Here is an 18,103-nt window from a genome sequence, read left to right on the forward strand (position 1 = left end):
TCAGTAAAAATAATAACATATTTATAAACTTAACAATATTGCAATACAAACAAAATAATATATTGAATAAAGAAAAATACTAATACAGATATAGAATATTTATCAAATTTTAAAGGTGTTCCATATTTTATATCTTCTGCAGATTCGTTTTGCAGTTTTGATATTCCAAAAATAGTATATTTTTCTATATCAGATTTATTTGTTTTAGAAGGTATAATGCAGCTGAAAATATATCCTGTTACAAAAGTAATAGAAGCTCCTATAGCAGGATTAATTATCCAAAATATATTATAAGTTTTAGCCAAATAAAGTCCTATTATAAAACCAAATATAAAACCTAAAGCAGAACCTTTATCATTAGCTTTTTTAGTGAATATCGCAAGAAGAAAAACACCGCATGCAGGACCAGAAAAATAAGATATATATCCGCCTACAACATCTAATACAGATTTTACAGAGCCTTTAAATCCAACTAATACAAATATAATTATAATAATACCTAACACAGCAGATACAATCATTAAAAAAGATAAAGGAGCTTCTTTCTTATCCTTAGAAAAATATTCCTCAAATATATCTTTGATAAATACAGTTGTCATAGAGTTAAGTATAGAGTCTACACTAGACATAGATGCTGCAAAAACTCCTGCTATTACTAATCCAACTACTCCTACAGGAATATTTTCTAAAATAAATTCTATCATAACATCATTTGATGCTTTAAATATTCTTCCATTAAAAAAGGCAAATAAAATAATTCCTACAAAAAGCATAAAGAAATATGTTATATTTGATACTACAGCACTTGTAAATAAAGATGCTTTTAAATTTTTTATAGATTTGGCTGATAATATTCTTTGAATTTGAATTTGGTCAAAAGCAAAGTATCTAATCCAAAAAATACTTCCTCCAATTAAAGTAGCCCAAAAAGTATTAGGTTTTGCCATATCAAAAGAAAAATCTAAAGTATTTAATTTACCAGCCTCCTTAGCATAAACAATACTATCTAATAAACTCATATCCGCTTTTTTCAAAGCAGTGTATATTACAAATATTACGCTTCCCCAAACAACAAACATCTGTATAGCATCAGTCCATATAACAGCTTTTAATCCTCCTACAAGAGTATATATAAGAGCAATAACAACTATAATAGGCACTACTATAGTTAAAGACCATCCTGTTATTCTTTCTACTATAATAGATGGAATAAAAACCATAGAACTTACCTGAATTAATGAATTAATAAAAAATTGTAAAACCGTTAGATTTCTGCATATATTCCCAAATCTATAATTCATATATTGGTATACAGAAGTTACTCTCAATTTATATATGATAGGAGTAGTTATAAACATAGAAAAAAATATAGCAAAAGGAACAGCCACATTAATCATAAAAGGACCCATACCGTCCATATATGCCCATCCAGGACCGCCTATAAATCCATTAGCACTTATCATAGTAGCTGCTACAGATAAAGCTACTGGAAACCAATTCATTGCCCTTCCAGCTAAAAAATAATCTTCTTGGTCTTTATTATCTTTACCAACAAAATATCCTGTAAAAAGCACAATAATTAAATATACAATGATAACGATAGTATCCACTATTGACATATTTTCTCCTTTTTTTAAACAGCAATAGGTATTTATTTAAAAGCTAAATAAATACCTACTACTCCATCATAATTAACTCCTTTTTTAAGGATTCATTATTGTTCTAGTTCTCTCTAAAATATCTAATCCCTGCTGCTTTAACCAATACGGCAAATCTATCAATACCCAGTTTTCTGAAAGCTTATCACCTTTTCTATAATATACATCTACAACCTGCATATCAGCTCTTATACCTCCAGGAAGTCCTAAAAATCCGCCTATAGGAGTATTAGAAAGATTAGGCCAACCAAAGAAACAAGCAAAATTTCCTTCAGCAAATCTGCATACATGTCCATTAAACTGTTTATCTTTTAATGCACTTCTAAAAGGAAGCTGATGCTGCTCTTGATAACGCGGAATTGTATAACTAGCACCTATTCCGCCAGGTCCATACCAAATCATATTTTTATGCCAAGTCTTTTCTAATATTTCAGGAGGGCAAGTCATAGAACCGCTTTTATTTAACTCAGATAAATCATCGACCATTTTATTAATTAGCTGCAATGTTTTTACTCCCTCATTAGGATCAGCATCTTCAAGTAATATTCCATTATGGTCTCTAGGACCAGGATATACAAAGTACATACCAGTAGCAGGAGGCAAAGGATTAGCACCCGCTTGAATCATGAGCCCTATAATATCAATAAACAATCCTGTTTCTTTTATTTTACCATTTTCTACATGATTAAATTCTGCATATCTTAAGCTAACCATTTTATTAGTTTTTCTAATACCAAGCCAATCAGCATCAAAAAGCCCCATAAAATGTCCCATGCTCATCACCCATTTTCCTTCAGATATCTCATTATTTCCTGCTATAAAAATATCCTGTCTTCTTTGAATATGTTTTATAGAATTTAAAAGAGGTTTCCAAAAATTATTACATGCATCAGACAAACTATTTTGTTCTCTAAAAGGATAAACCCCTCTCCATTTATAATCTTTAGTAACATATTTCTCCATAACAGATTGTACATTGTCAGAATTTGAGTTTTCTAATTCATCAAAATATTTTAATATTAATTTTTTTTCTTCTTGAAATCCCATAATAAACTCCTCTATTATTTTTTATTTCTTTTTTAAAGTTTCTGGAAGGAATGCCCATATTACAGTTCCTACTGCAATAACTATCATAGAAATTCTAAATATAGGAATCATTCCTGCAGCAGAAGTAGTTGTTCCTAATCCTGCTATAGCTGGCAAAGCAAAAGTAGAAACTATTCTTCCGCCATTAAAAGATATACCTGCTGATAAAGCTCTAAATTTTTCAGGGAACAATTCTGAATAATAAGCACCCCAAGCACCTGAAAAACCAAATGCAAAACCTAATAAAGTTGATACTATCATAAAACCAACAACATCATTTACTGTTAACCTTGTGAAAATAAATATAAGCACCGCACTAAGAAGCATACCAACAGCAGGCACTTTTCTTCCAAATTTATCAGCAATAGTACCCCAAATTATATATCCAAAAAGCTGACCCAACCCCTGTAAACTATAAATATTACCAGCCACAGCAGCAGTTAATCCTAAACCAGTTGTCAAATATGTAGTAGCATTATTTGAAAAAGATGAATATCCTGTAAAATTAGCTCCTGATAAAAGTATAGTACCTATTCCTATAAATAAATAAACTCCCTTATACATAGAAAAATAACTTATTTTCTCATTATTTTTTTTACTCTCTATTAATAATTCTTTGGTATATTTACTATCATCAGGTACAAATATCAAAGTAAGAAATGCTCCTATAGCAGGAGGTATAATAGTAGTATACATCAATATTTTCCAATTAGCATCTCCAAGCATACCATAAAGCTTACCGCCAAATATCATAGCTAGTGAAAATAATGCTGTAAGTGTTGCTGCTAATTTACCTCTGTATTTTCTTGGAAACATATCTGCTATTAACGGCATAGCTGTACCAAATACTCCGCCTAATGTAATACCTGTGAAAAATCTTGCTACTTTCCATAATGTAACATTAGTATATGAAAGCATAGGTATAAAAGTAGTAATAGCTATAAGCATTGCTACTATTATAAGTGTACGCTTCTTTCCTATTCTTGATGAAAGTATACCAAAAATAATTGTGCCGGGTATTGTACCAAAAGACATAACGGCAAATATTTCTTCTGTTTGCTTTAAAGTAAAACCAAATCCGCCGCTTGCCAATTCAGCTATCATAGTAGGTTTAACGAAAGTCCCAACCATAAAATTATAACAATAGAAAAAATATATTATAACTATAGAAAGAAAGGCTATTATTCTTTGTATATTAGATAAATCTTTACCTAATATAATATCATTTATAGAAGTGTCTTTCTCATTACTCATATGTATTGTCTCCTATAATTTTATTATTTATACATTTGTTTTAATACATCTAAACCATCAAATGTCATCCATTCTTCTTGAACTCTATTATCTACAACATAGTAATGATTTATTCCAAGTATTTCTATAGGTTTTCCGGAAGGGTTTCCAAAATATCCTATACCTTCATTTATACCTCTTATTCTATAACGTATAGCAACATCATAGCTATTTTCTGTATTAGCTCTTTTATTAATAGTAACGCGTTCTGCCTCATAGCTAGCATTAGGCATAGAAGCAAAAATACTTATTAACATTCCCTGTATCTCTTGATATCCTACCAAATCTTTATCACATATAAAATGCACAACAGCATTATCATAATAATATTTCTTTACTTCATTAAATAATTTGTAATTATAAATTCTGCTCACCATTTCCAACATAACTTCGCCAACGCTTTCGTCTGCAGCATTGTATACTTTAGGACTAAACTGACCTTCCATAGCTTCATTAATACCATAACTGCTTTTTGGAGGTTCTTCAAATGATACAGAATTTTCAGCCTGAATTTTAGCTAATTCAATAGGATCGTAGCCTAATTGTTTGCAAATCCATAAATTATCTCTCACAAGCCATTCTTCATATACTCTATTATTAGAACATGCACAATCTACAACTGTTCTAAATGTTACCTTTTTGCCTGTAGCTTTTCCAAAACTGCTGTCGCCTAAATTAGTTGCTGTTGACATTATGCGATGTGAAGATAAATATCCATCTCCAAGCTCAGACCAAATAACATTTTGACCTATTAACCTTCTATCTGGAAATCCATGAAGAGTTTGCATAGTACCTGATATAACCTCCTTAATTCCTGATATTTTATTTGTTGCTGAATGCATTACTACATTATTGTGATATGTATCATATATAACACCTATACCCTTTTCTTCCCAAATATTATGAGTTATTTTCATAATATAATCTACAAAATCTCTATATTGAGAATCAAATCCTGGCATATTTTGTTCTCTTTTTGTAGCTTTTGAAAATTCATTATAATCAAAGTTGCCAACTGGAGTCACAAAAGATGTATCTCCATAAAAAATTTTTGAATTACTAGACATACTTACTCCTTAAGAAAATAAAAATTTTTTTTAGTTAAATTAAATAAAAATTAGAATTAAAGATTAAAAAATAGTAATCTCAAATAGTAAAATATTAGTAAGAATTAAATAAATTGATAGACTATAGAATAGAATCTTAATTTTTTTTTAGGTGATGTAGTATAATACTGCATATTATATCCAAAAAAATGTTATATAGTATAATTATAGACATTTTTTAAGCATTGTCAATTTTATATGAAAATTATTTCTTAGAAAAACTATTCTCTTCACCCTTTAATATTCTTTTATAATTTGGTATATGTTTTATTATAATAAATATAGCAAGAAGTATTGTTATTGGAAATAAAGCTATATAATTAACATTAAAAAATATTCTATATAAAAAGTTAGCCTTAAAATATAAAAAGCTAAGCACAATAGGAAAAGCTAAAGCCCCAAAAGTAGAACCAATAGCAACAGTTTTTCTTGAAGCAAATAAACCTATAAAGAAAAATATCATAGTGATAAGCAAACTCACTGGAGCAAGCATAAACATAGAACCAGCACTAGTTGCAACTCCCTTGCCGCCCTTAAAGCCTAAAAATATAGAAAACACATGCCCAAGTATAGAAGCCACAGCACAAACAATTAAAATATAGCTATGACTTAAAATGATATCAGAAAGAATAAAACTAGGTACTATAACAGCAATCATTCCCTTACCTATATCGCAAATATAAGCAGCAATACCAGCCTTTTTACCGCAAACACGAAGCACATTGCTTGCCCCTGGATTACAGCTGCCCTCTTTTCTCACATCATGACCATTAATTTTTCCTATTATAAATGAAAATGGTATAGCACCAATTATATATGATATAACTACACTTATTAGAATTTTAATTATCATATTTCTTTCCTCTCTTTCTAAAGTTAAGTATAATAGGTGTTCCTCTAAAATCGAACATCTCTCTAAATCTATTTTCTAAATATCTTTTATAATGCGAATTTAATTTATGCGGATGATTACAAAATACCGCAAAAGCAGGGGGATTAACACCTGTTTGAGTAACATAGAAAATCTTAAATGGATTTCCTCCTGCAGATATAGAATATTCTCTAGTAGCTCTCACCATAGTTTCAGTAAGTGCATGTGTTTCAAATCTCTGAAGCCTTGTTTTTGCCACTCTGATGGCTAAAGATAATAGTTTCTCAGCATCATTTTTTCTCGTAGCACAAACCCTAGCATAAAAAGCATAATTAAGCACAGGAAAAGCTGACTTCATATAAGCTTCATAATCATTCCAAGTAGTGCCCTTCTCTCTTATATCCCATTTATTAGCAGCAATTATTATGCCCTTTCTTCTCTCTATTATGAGGTTTGCTATAGTCTTGTCTTGATCGGTTAAACCTTCAAAAACATCAAGCATTAGTATGCACACATCAGAAGCTTCTATTGCTTTTATTGCCCTATTTACACTATAATACTCAACATCTGTATTAACATTCTTCTTTTTTCTTATACCAGCAGTATCTACAAGACAAATATCATCACCCTTAAAATTAAATGTTTCATCTATAGAATCTCTTGTTGTGCCTGCAATATTTGAAACAATACTTCTGTCTTTTCCAATCAATGTATTTAATAAAGTAGATTTTCCAGCATTAGGCTTTCCTACTATGGCTATGTTTATGATTTTCTTTTTTGATATATATTCATCAAGTCTTTGTTGTTTTTTGTTATCTTTTTCTTCATCATAGTCCTCATCAAAATCTTCAAACAGCTCTTCATCATCTAGAACTTTATCTTCTTTTTTATTATCTTCTTCTCTTTTAGTAATCTCTCTCTCGGATTCTAAATCAATTCCTATTCTTTCAAAAACTTCAAGTATTTTATCCCTCAAATCATCAATACCGTTATTATGTTCAGCACTTATAGCAACAATATCTTTTATACCAAGAGAGTAAAATTCATTAATTAAATTGTTATGAGAATCAGAATCTATCTTATTTATAACAAGTATAATAGGTTTATTTAATTTTCTTATAGTATTAATAAAATGCCTATCATCTGGGTGAGTTTGATGAGCATCTACGACAAATAAAAGCAAGTGAGCCTCATCTGTAGCAGTCTTTAATGCCTTCTCTCTTACCTTTTCGTTTAACACATCTTCACTCATATCTAGAAGTCCGCCTGTATCAAACACATTAAAAGCTATATCATCAATATATGTTTTAGCTATGCTGATATCTCTTGTAACTCCAGCTGTAGGATCAACTATTGATTTTCTTCTTCCTGCAAATCTATTAAAAAGTGTAGACTTACCTACATTAGGTCTGCCAAGTATAGCAATATTCTTCATTTATTAAACCTTAAATATTATACTCTTTTTATAATAACATAAAATATAATATATTGCTATTATATTTTATTGACTTTATATATTATTAATATAGAATCAATAAAATGATAGAGAGAAATAAAAAATTAAATGCTATATTAATTTGTATTATAATATTATCTATTATAGTAAATATATATACATCATTATCTATACTACCATATAGATCAACATTAGACGATTTTCAGCATTTTTATGATATGCATAGATGGTATAAAAAACAAATATCCCCATATACAGGAACAAGATTTCAATTATCTGATACATATAAAGACGAATTTACAATGCCAAGAGTGCCTGGAGGAATATATTATATTACTTACACATTATTTTATAAAATGTCTAATGAAAACCTTTATTTAGCCAAACTTATTAATTATATATTTAGCCTATCTATTCTTTTAATATTTTTATTTTGGATTTTTAAAAGATTTGGTTTGGTAACAACATCATTTATGTCGGTACTTATATTATGTAATGGTTATGTTATTAGAGCATTAACTAACTTTTGGAATCCTAGTTTAACTCTTATATTTAGTTTTATATTTTTTATATTTTTATTTGAATATATATGCAATGATAGTGAATTAAAAACAAAACTATCTGCTGTATTTATATTTCCAACTTTAGCAATAATGACTCAGGCACATTTTTCTGTTTTCTTTTCCATTGTTCCTACAATGATTATATATTTAATAATAAAATACAAAAAAACATTTAAATATATATTACATTTTGTTATAGGAATATTTATATCTTTTCTACTATATCTTCCATATTTAGTATATGAAATAAAAAATCATTTCTATAATACTTATTTGATGTTAGAAAAGAAAAGTTCAATAAGCAATATAGGTTTTCCTCAATATCAGGCATTTATACTATTTCCCACAAATGAAATGTCTGCTGCATATATGAGAAATCTTGATAATATACTTAATTTTTGGTTTTCAGAACCAGCTTTTATTTTTGGATTTGTATTTTTATTATTGAGTTTGATATTCTCAGCAATTTGTTTAATTGGCAGTTTTTATATTTTATTCAATAAAAAATATACTTTAAATAATATTGAATCAACTATTAAAGAAATATTTAAAATACTACTATTATCTATGATAATATCAACTATATTTTTCCTCATAGCTCCTCCAAGCTCTAGCTCTTTTCATTATTTATATGGAATATTCGCTATAAGCTATTCTTATATTTTGTTATTTATAGTAAAATATAAAAATATAATTATTAATAAAAAAAATATTTTATATACTCTACTAATATTTTTTATATTAAATACTTTTGCTATGTCTTTAACAGTAAAAAGATATATAAACAAGTATGAATTAGAAAATAGTATAAATATAAACAAGCAAATAAATGATTATATAAACAAAAATTGATTGTTTATAAATTAGTAGCACCTTTGATTAATTTATAAAACCAAGTATCTTCAGAATTATTTAAAGGCAATGTATATTTTGTACCGTCATTGTCTATAAAAATAATACTTTTTTTATTATAATTAATAGTCATATTATAATCATCTAAATTTAGATTTTTTACAGAATTAGTATTATTAATATCTTCTATATATTGTGCTTCAGTTATATTTGTTATATTCTGTTCTCCTGCTCTATTTTCTATAACTCCGCTGATATATGTGATATTATTAAGACTATTTGTATTATCTCTTTTTACAAGTATAAAATTTAAAGTATCATTAGTAATCTCATTTCCATTAGTATCTTCATTAAACATAAGTATGCTAACTTTATCGCCAACATATAAATTGCATCCTGTAATAAAAAATATCCCAATTAGTAAAATAAACTTTTTCATAAACCATAACCTATAAAAAATAATATAATAATAATAATATTAACATATTTTATAATTTTTAGAAATATAAACAATACCACAAAACCGCTATATGCTATGCTTAAATTAAAAATTAACACATAAGTATATTAAGCAATAATAATAAAAACTTGACAAAAATAAGACATAATAGTAAAATATATATAGTATTGTAAGTTTGACAATTATATAACTTTTAAGGAGAAATTAAATGGCTGTACCTAAGCATAGAAAATCGAAATCAAAAAAGAGATCAAGACAAGCTGCTAACGATAAAAGATTTTTAGGTTCTTTATCAATCTGTCCTCAATGCGGAGCAGAAAGAATGCCGCATAGAATTTGCCCTGAATGTGGTTTCTACAAAGATAGAGTAGTAAAAGCTAATAAAAATCAAAATGCTGGTTAATAAATAATTAGGATTATCAATGAATTTATCCATAGATGTTGCTAGCGGAGAAAAACCTCTAGACGAATTAGTTAATGGCGCAATTGGAGCATTGTCTTTAAATAAAGATGTAAATTTAATATTAGTTGGTAATGAAAAAGATATTGTTAAATCTTTATCATCGTTGAAATATGATAAGAATCGTGTTGATATAAAACATAGCGATTCCATTATAGAAATGACAGAAACTCCAGCTGTTGCGGTAAAACATAAAAAAAATGCTTCTGTATTAGTTGCAGCACGTTTGGTATCGGATAAAAAAGCGGAAGGTTTCTTTTCACCAGGTAATACTGGAGCTACCCTAGCTGCTGCACTTACAGAAATAGGTCGTTTAAAAGGTGTTATGCGTCCCCCTTTAGTATCTACACTTCCTAAAATAGGCGGTGAGTTCTGTATGATGGATATGGGGGCAAATGTTGATTGTACTCCAGATTATATGGCTCAATTCGCCGTTATGGGTAGAGTGTTCGCTAAAAGATATATGAACATAAATAATCCAAGAGTTGCACTTCTCAATATAGGTGAAGAAGATAGTAAAGGTAATGCCGCTGTAAAAAAATACTTCGAAAGATTAGAAAAAATGAAAAAAGTAAATTTTGTAGGCAATGTTGAACCTAACAGTATGCTTAAATCTGATCTTGCTGATGTTGTACTTGCAGATGGTTTTGATGGCAATATAGTATTAAAGAGTATAGAAGGAAGTGCTAGTTTAATAGTAAATTTATTAAAGACTGAAATAAAGAAAAACCCTCTTAATATGATGGGGGCTGTTATGATGAAGTCTGTATTTAAAAACTTAAAAACACAAATGAGTGCTGACTCTTATGGTTCTGCTATATTACTTGGATTAAATGGTGGTGCTTTTGTTGGACACGGCACTACTGGCGGAGCTGGTGTAACAAACGCTGTACTTAATATGTATAAATTCTTAGATGCCAAAATAAATGAAAAAATATCTAAAGAACTTTTAGATTCTGGTGTGAAAAGAAGAATTTTTTAAAAGGGTTTTTATATATGGTATATATTAAATCTTGTAAGGCTACTTATAAAAATAAACAAACCTCTATGCCTGCATCTGAATTAGCTATGGAATCTATTAAAGATACTATAAAAAATATAGACCCATTATCTATAGATGCTATTATTTGTGCTACTGTTACTAAAGACTATATTTATCCATCTACTGCTTGTATATTAGCAGGTAAAATTAATGCTAAAAATGCTTTTTGTTTTGATATAGAAAGTGATTTTACTGGTTTTATATCCGCTCTAAGGCTTGCTTATGCTTTTATAAAAAGTAATAGATATAAAAACATTTTAGTAGTGGCGGCAGAATCTTTTTATATTTGTGATGATACTAATAGATTTGATGACGCTTCTGTTGCTGCTATGGTTTCTAATGAAAAATCAAATATTGAAATATCTTTCATAGACTCTGTTACAGACGGCAGTGCTTTAGAAAATTGTTATATCCCTATGGGCGGAACTGCTAAACCATATACTAAAGAAGGCGTTAATAATAAAGAACATTTTATCTCTATAAAAAATAATGAAATATTTGAAAATGAGGCAAAAAAAGCTGCTATATATACAAAAGAAACTTTATCTAAAAATAACATAGAACCTAATTATTACATACCGTCATATTCTAGTAAAAATGCTTTTGATGCTTTTGTTAATACTTTAAATGTTCCTAAAGACATTGTTTATACAAAAATGGAAAATGCTAACTCTTCATTGAGTGCTTCTTCTGGAGTTGCTCTTTCTATGGCTTTAGAAGATGGCAGTATAAAGAAAAATACTAAATTAGCTTTATGCAGTTATGGAAGTGGTTATACTAGAGCTGTTGCTGTATTAAATATTGATTAAATATTATAAATATTAATTTTATATAAAAAATGTAAAAAATAAGGACATATATTATGAAGTTAGGTAAATTTCGTTTTGGGGGTGTACATCCTCATGATAGCAAAGATACTGCTCAAATAGCTTCTTCTACTATGACCCAAGCTCCTAAATCAGTTTTAATATCTATGGCACAGCATATTGGTGCACCTGCTAAAATGTTAAAGAACAAAGGGGATAAAGTTCAAAGAGGAGAAATGATTGGAGAAGCTAGCGGATATGTATCTGGAAATGTGTTTTCTTCTGTTAGCGGAACTATTGCTAATATAGAAATTGCTCCGCCACCTTTGGGAAGAGGAGCTAGTGCTTTTCTAATTAATTTAGATGCCGAAGCTAATAATGTTGATTTTACTCTAAATAATAATTATATGACTTTATCTGCAGAAGAGATGTCTAAAAAAATTCAAAATGCTGGTATAGTTGGTATGGGAGGAGCTACTTTCCCTACTAATGTTAAAGTTGATGGTGCTGCAAAAGGTAACTGCGATACTTTAATTATTAATGGCGTTGAATGTGAACCTTATATTACCAGCGATTATAGACTTATGATGGAACATACTGAAGATTTATTCAAAGGTATAGAAATCTTAAGAAAAATTATTCCTTCTGTAAAAAGAACTGTTATTGGTATAGAGGCTAATAAACCTTTGGCTATTGAAGAAATGGGCAAAGTTGCTCAAAATTATAATGTTGAAGTAATGCCTTTAAGACTTCGTTATCCTCAGGGTGCTGAAAAAATGCTTATTGATGCTACTACTGGTAGAGTTGTACCTGTTGGTAAGCTTCCTATGGACGTTAATGTTTTAGTTGTAAATGTGGCTACTTTATATGCTATATATGAAGCTGTTGCTAAAGATAAACCATTAATAGAGAGAATTGTTACTGTATCTGGTGATGCTATTAAAGAACATAAAAATATTTGGGTTCCGCTTGGTACTCCTATTTCGCATATAGTTAATGAGTGTGGCGGTCTTATTTCTGATGATGTGCTTGTTATAGCAGGCGGTCCTATGATGGGTGCTAGTGTTCCTAATTTGGAGCAATGCGTTAATAAAGGTACTAACTCTTTATTATTCTTAGATAAAAATAAATTGCCTAAAGAAGTTGAATATCCTTGTATTAAATGCGGAAGATGTGCTAATGCCTGCCCTCTTCATCTTTCTCCTACTGAGATAGCTCATACAGCTAAGGCTAAAGTTAAAGACAAATTAAATTCTTTGGATATAGCTACTTGTTTTGAATGCGGATGTTGTTCTTACATATGTCCTTCCAAAATACCTTTGGTACAATGGATTAGATATGGTAAAGATTTGTTAAGGAGATAAGATAATGAAGTTATACACTGAATCTTCTCCTCATATAAAAGATGGAGATACTACACAAAAAATTATGTTAAGAGTAATTATTGCTCTTTTACCTGCTATTATATATAGCGTAGTATTATTTGGTAATAGAGTAATTATATTATATCTTGCTTCTATTATTACTTGTGTTTTATGTAATATAATTGTTAGAAAGATGAGAAAACAGCCTGTACTTCCTGATTATGCTTCAGTGGTTACGGCTTTGCTTTTGGTTATGACTTTACCTCCTAGTACCACTATTACAATGGTTGTTATTGGAGGGATTGTTGCTATTGTTTTTGCTAAGGAAGTTTTTGGAGGTTTAGGTTCTAACATATTTAACCCTGCTTTGGTAGGAAGGGCTTTTTTACAGGTTGCTTTCCCTGCTCAAATGAGTGCTTATACTCCTCCTATTAGAGTGCCTTTCTTAGATTTATTTATTACAGATTGGCATAGAACTATGAATGCTATTACAGGCGGTACTCAGTCAGTTGATATGATGACTGCTCTATCACAGGCTACTCCTTTAACTTTTATGAAGTTTACTTATAATAATAGTATTAGTACTTCTTTAATAGAACAAATTCAATTTGAAGCTCACTATTATATTCAAATGCTTTTAGGAAGCACTGGTGGAGCTATAGGTGAGACTTCTGTTATACTTCTTACAATAGGCGGAATATTCTTAATTGCTACTAAAACTATAGATTGGAGAATACCTTTAGGAATGTTTATCTCTCTATTTACAGTAAGTTTAGTACTTTGTCTTGCTATGCCTGGAAAATTTGCTTCTCCTATATATCAAGTATTTGCTGGCGGATTTGTTTTAGGTGCTTTCTTTATGGCTACTGATATGGTTACTTGCCCTTCTAGTCATTTAGGAGCTTGGATATATGCTCTTTTAATAGGTACTGTACTTGCAATACTTAGAGCTTTTGGTTCTTCTCCGGAATATACTATGTATTCTATATTAATAGGAAATATGTTTATGCCTTTAATATCTATGTATACTCGTCCTAAACCTTTTGGTAAGAAAGAGGCTATAAATATAGAAAAACAACAAGGAGCAAAACAATGAAAAAAGAAGTTACTTATAAAGCTGTAATATCTGTTACATTAACTGCTCTAGTTGCTGGATTTTTGTTATCATTTGTTTATTCTTCTTTTGAGAAAGATATTTTAGCTAACAATGAAAAAACTGTATTAAATGGTGTTAAGGCTGTTATACCTAATGCTGATAATATAGAAGGTCCTATTAGTGAGAATGCTACATATCCATATTATATTGGTAAAAAGGCTGATGGTTCTGTAGCTGGTTATGCTATACTTTCTTCTGCCGGCGGATATAATGGTCAAAATAAAGTATTAGTTGGTTTTAGTGATGATGCTACTACAATTACTGGAATAGTTGTTACTGAACAGGCTGAAACTCCAGGACTTGGTGCTAAAATTGTAGAGCCTAGTTTTAGAAATCAATTTACTAATAAAAGTTCTATTGTACCTCTTACTGTTGTAAAAGGTATAAAACCAGAAGAGGCACTTGATGCTCAAATAGCAGCTATTAGCGGTGCTACTATATCAAGCACTTCTGTTGTAACAGCTGTTAATAGTGCTAATGAACAGGCTGTTAATTTATTCTTGCAATAAAATATAGTTTTAATAAATATTAATAAGAGCTTCATTGTTATGAGGCTCTTTTTTATAATACTGAAAATTATTAAGTCTTGTTTGAATATATTAAAATAAAGGTTTATATTTTATTTAATAGACAATTATTATGATTTGGTACTATTTTTTATTTGCACTTTCGCGAAGCGTGCCCGGATGGCAAAAACTTTGACGAAGTCCGCAGTGCGTAAGGCGGGAAAAAGTTGAATAAAAAATTATATAACAAAGTATAGTTCTTTATGGATATGATAGCATATACTATTTTTAATAGTATAACATATATTGACTAAAAAAATATATATCTTATATTATTTATATGAGTAATTTAATTAAATCTTTAACATTAATTATTATATTAATATTGTCATTAAGCTGTAACAGTTCATACAAACCAAATAACAGTGCAAATAATAACAATACAAACAACAATAATACAAATAATAATAACGGAACTGCTAAAACTATGTATCTTAAAGTGAGAGTAAAGGGAGAGTCTAACAATAAGGCTTTCTTAAAATATGATAATATGTATGCTAAAGATATAGATTTTAGTATAAATAACAAAACTTATAGTCATACTGCCGATTTTAATAATGGTTATTACCTTTGTACAGATAACACAGGTAATTTTATAGATACTCAAAAATATATATTTGATAACAAAATAAAATTTGATTATAACTCAAGTGATAGTCAAAAAACATTAAACGGATATATATGGATTGGCAACAGTTCGCATTTATTTTTTAGAAATAATATAACTCTAACAATACCACTAAATACATTTGATGAAAGCAAACATAAAAATATAGCTTTAATTACTATAACACTATATCCTGATAATAGCTCATACACTTACATATTCGACGGGTTTGAAACAATAAAATAAATAATTATTGATTACCATATTTAGCACCGCCTTTTATTAAATAATCTACTGTGTTAGTATATCCTTTTTCATTTGCTAAATCTAATGGAGTTTTTCCTTCATTATTTTTTGTGTTTATACTTAAAAATGTATTATATAAATAAAAACTTATAGCGTTATTATTACCGTAACTTGCTGCAATATGAAGTACACTATCCCCATTAGAGTTTTTAAAATTATATATAGATGGATATTTTTGTAATATTTTATTTATAAGAGCATAATCTCCAAAAGCAGAAGCATAAAATATTCCATTATATCCTTTTGAATCTTCAAGATATATATCAGCGTTATTATCCATAAGCATAGAAACTATATTAATATTTCCTTTAAATATAGCATATTCTAAAGGGGTTGTTTTATCAAATACTAATTCTCCGCTAAAGTTAACTCCTTTTTTAGAATAATAATTAGTATAATTGTCTAATGTTTTATTTATATCAATTTTATCAGTGTAGCTTAAAAGTATATTAAGAGCATTTGTTTTATCATAATGAATAGCATAAAGAAGCGGAGTAAATCCTTCAGAGTTTCTTGTATTAAGATCAACTGTATTAGAGATAGCATTATGTATTAGAGCTGCATCATCTTTATAAATAGCATCAAAAAGAATCTTACTTTCTACTTGATTGGCATATTCATTATTTTCTTCTTCTTTTTTATAATAAGAAGTATCATCATCAGGCATATTATCATACAAAAAATATTCTACAATATTATTTGCTTGAATAACGTTTAAATTATTATTATTATATGAATTCGTATCATAAATATTAGTTTCGCCAAAATTACCCATTATATTTTCTACATTATTATCACCATACAATAAATCTGAAGCAGTTTTGCCGTCATAATTTTTTATAGTATAATCAGCTCCCTTTAATAATAAAAATCTATAAGTATTACTATTATTGTTTTTTACAGCTAAATGCAAAGGAGTATCTCCATCAATGTTTTGTATGTTTATGTTAATAGGAGTTCTATTCATGAGAGCAATTAAAGTATTAGTGTTTCCAAGTGATGAAGCATTATGTAAAGGGGTGTTGCCGTATATATCTACAACCCTATAAGAATTGCTGCTATAATTTAAAATTGTATCAATAACTTCTGCACTTGAAAATCTAGCAGCATACATTAAAGCATTGTCTCCTAAACTGTCTTTTCTGTTTATATCAGCACCATAATATAAAAGTGTGTTTATTATATTAGTGTTATTTTTAAATATAGCATACTGCAAAGGGCTAACATCACCCAAATATACATTGCCTCTAAACTCTGCTCTATCTTCATCGAAATAAACTTCATCAGCCGGTATATAAGAAGTTTCTATATTTATGATATTTGTATTATTAATTCTATATTTAAGAAGCTCATCAACCATATCATATTTATCAAGGTGTATAGCATAAGTGAGAGGAGTTTCATAAGACAAAATCATAGAGTTCATATTGAAATTAGAATACATCATCATATCTCTTAATGCATTAGTGTCTGATGTTTGAATAACTCTTGCTATAAACATGTTTTCATTGTAAGTATTTGTATTATTATCTTCTTTGTTTTCTAGGTCAATAGCAGAACTTCCGCCTGATAGTATATATTCTGGAGTTACTCCATAATTATCTCCTATATCTTTATTAGCACCAAGTTTAATAAGAAGATTATATGCATCCTTTTTTGCATAGTAAGCGGCATAATATAAAGCAGTACATCCGTTTGAATCTCTGTCATTAATATTCATATCAACATTTTTAACTAAGAAATTAATAGTATTTAAATTATTAAAAGCAGCAGCATAATGAAGTCCATTAAGATTGCCGTTAGAAGTTTTATCATTAACTATCATTTTGTCTTTTTGAAGAAGCATTCTTATAATATTACCGTCTCCAAAACCGCATGCATATAAAAATACTGAGTTTCCTTCATTATCTTTAGCTTTAACATTAGCTCCCTTATCTATAAGCTGTTTAACTATCCTAGAATTATTTTTAAATATAGCAAACATTAAAGGAGTAGCCCCTCCTATATTAACGCTGTCTCCTTCATATTTATTTATATCAGGATAAGCAGCAAAACCATCATGAAGTCTGTATTCAATATTAACATCACTATATTCAAGAAGCACTCTCAAAGCTCTTTCATTATTGCATTCAATAGCATATAAAAGCGGAGTTAATCCCATATCATTTGTAGCAGAAAAATCTACTCTATATTTTAAAATTTCTCTTAAATCTCTTTCATTTTTCTTTTCTTTTATAGCCAAAAACAATTCACTTTCTTTTTGATTTATAGCATATATATTAAAATGAACAGAAAAAACTAATATAATTAATAAAAATACATTTCTAATCATAACATCAATTTCCTAGTAAACATAATATAAAAAATTATATAATAATAATAAATTAATAACAACATTATAAAGAAAAAATATAATATTACTATAACATTTATAAAATAAAAAAATAAAAC

16 protein-coding genes are annotated in these 18,103 nt (G+C 28.5%); 8 read left to right on the forward strand and 8 right to left on the reverse strand.

Translation table 11 applies throughout. The annotated features are described in order from the left end of the window. Positions 1–29 precede the first annotated feature (29 nt). The 6 genes from E6A48_RS03630 to der form a co-directional block, all read right to left on the reverse strand. Entirely contained in the window at positions 30–1,619 is a 1,590-nt protein-coding gene (locus E6A48_RS03630) for a sodium:solute symporter family transporter (RefSeq protein ID WP_219708647.1), read from the reverse strand. 84 nt (positions 1,620–1,703) lie between these two features. Continuing rightward, the gene (locus E6A48_RS03635) at positions 1,704–2,705 is read right to left on the reverse strand and encodes a nuclear transport factor 2 family protein (protein ID WP_219708649.1); all 1,002 of its coding nucleotides are present in this window, start codon (positions 2,703–2,705) and stop codon (positions 1,704–1,706) included. 21 nt (positions 2,706–2,726) lie between these two features. Beyond that, positions 2,727–3,998, reverse strand: a complete 1,272-nt coding sequence (locus E6A48_RS03640) for an MFS transporter (RefSeq protein WP_219708651.1) — start codon at positions 3,996–3,998, stop codon at positions 2,727–2,729. A gap of 23 nt (positions 3,999–4,021) precedes the next feature. Then, entirely contained in the window at positions 4,022–5,104 is a 1,083-nt protein-coding gene (locus E6A48_RS03645) for an ester cyclase (protein ID WP_219708653.1), read from the reverse strand. A 244-nt stretch (positions 5,105–5,348) separates the two neighbouring features. Continuing rightward, positions 5,349–5,996, reverse strand: a complete 648-nt coding sequence (gene plsY / locus E6A48_RS03650) for a glycerol-3-phosphate 1-O-acyltransferase PlsY (RefSeq protein WP_219708655.1) — start codon at positions 5,994–5,996, stop codon at positions 5,349–5,351. Continuing rightward, the gene (gene der, locus E6A48_RS03655) at positions 5,986–7,449 is read right to left on the reverse strand and encodes a ribosome biogenesis GTPase Der (RefSeq protein WP_219708657.1); all 1,464 of its coding nucleotides are present in this window, start codon (positions 7,447–7,449) and stop codon (positions 5,986–5,988) included. Before der ends, plsY begins: the two co-directional genes overlap by 11 nt. 104 nt (positions 7,450–7,553) lie before the next feature. Here der and E6A48_RS03660 point away from each other — a divergent pair, with 104 nt between their 5' ends. Beyond that, positions 7,554–8,885, forward strand: a complete 1,332-nt coding sequence (locus tag E6A48_RS03660; protein WP_219708659.1) for a hypothetical protein — start codon at positions 7,554–7,556, stop codon at positions 8,883–8,885. A 4-nt stretch (positions 8,886–8,889) separates the two neighbouring features. On the opposite strand, the gene E6A48_RS03665 is transcribed toward E6A48_RS03660, so the two are convergent. Further along, complete coding sequence (locus E6A48_RS03665) at positions 8,890–9,324, reverse strand: hypothetical protein (protein WP_219708661.1); 435 nt, start codon at positions 9,322–9,324, stop codon at positions 8,890–8,892. A gap of 229 nt (positions 9,325–9,553) precedes the next feature. Between E6A48_RS03665 and rpmF the strand changes: the two genes are divergently transcribed. The 7 genes from rpmF (at position 9,554) to E6A48_RS03700 (ending at position 15,592) form a co-directional block, all read left to right on the forward strand. After that, positions 9,554–9,748: a 50S ribosomal protein L32 gene (gene rpmF, locus E6A48_RS03670; RefSeq protein WP_147732075.1), complete on the forward strand. Its 195-nt coding sequence runs from the start codon at positions 9,554–9,556 to the stop codon at positions 9,746–9,748. Positions 9,749–9,767: 19 nt separating this feature from the next. Then, a complete protein-coding gene (plsX, locus tag E6A48_RS03675) occupies positions 9,768–10,787 on the forward strand; it encodes a phosphate acyltransferase PlsX (protein ID WP_219708663.1) in 1,020 nt (339 codons plus the stop codon). A 14-nt stretch (positions 10,788–10,801) separates the two neighbouring features. Beyond that, entirely contained in the window at positions 10,802–11,656 is an 855-nt protein-coding gene (locus E6A48_RS03680; protein ID WP_219708665.1) for a 3-oxoacyl-ACP synthase III family protein, read from the forward strand. Positions 11,657–11,709: 53 nt separating this feature from the next. Then, entirely contained in the window at positions 11,710–13,017 is a 1,308-nt protein-coding gene (gene rsxC / locus E6A48_RS03685) for an electron transport complex subunit RsxC (RefSeq protein ID WP_219708666.1), read from the forward strand. A 4-nt stretch (positions 13,018–13,021) separates the two neighbouring features. Continuing rightward, the gene (locus E6A48_RS03690; RefSeq protein ID WP_219708668.1) at positions 13,022–14,113 is read left to right on the forward strand and encodes an RnfABCDGE type electron transport complex subunit D; all 1,092 of its coding nucleotides are present in this window, start codon (positions 13,022–13,024) and stop codon (positions 14,111–14,113) included. After that, complete coding sequence (locus tag E6A48_RS03695; RefSeq protein ID WP_219708669.1) at positions 14,110–14,682, forward strand: RnfABCDGE type electron transport complex subunit G; 573 nt, start codon at positions 14,110–14,112, stop codon at positions 14,680–14,682. Before E6A48_RS03690 ends, E6A48_RS03695 begins: the two co-directional genes overlap by 4 nt. Before the next feature lie 337 nt (positions 14,683–15,019). Then, positions 15,020–15,592, forward strand: a complete 573-nt coding sequence (locus E6A48_RS03700; RefSeq protein WP_219708671.1) for a hypothetical protein — start codon at positions 15,020–15,022, stop codon at positions 15,590–15,592. Between the two features lie 4 nt (positions 15,593–15,596). Here the strand turns inward: E6A48_RS03700 and E6A48_RS03705 are convergent, their stop codons facing one another. After that, positions 15,597–17,984, reverse strand: a complete 2,388-nt coding sequence (locus tag E6A48_RS03705) for an ankyrin repeat domain-containing protein (RefSeq protein ID WP_219708672.1) — start codon at positions 17,982–17,984, stop codon at positions 15,597–15,599. Positions 17,985–18,103: the final 119 nt, after the last annotated feature.

Origin of the sequence: Brachyspira pilosicoli, assembly GCF_019402445.1 — a bacterium.
Classification (GTDB): Bacteria; Spirochaetota; Brachyspiria; order Brachyspirales; family Brachyspiraceae; genus Brachyspira; species Brachyspira pilosicoli_B.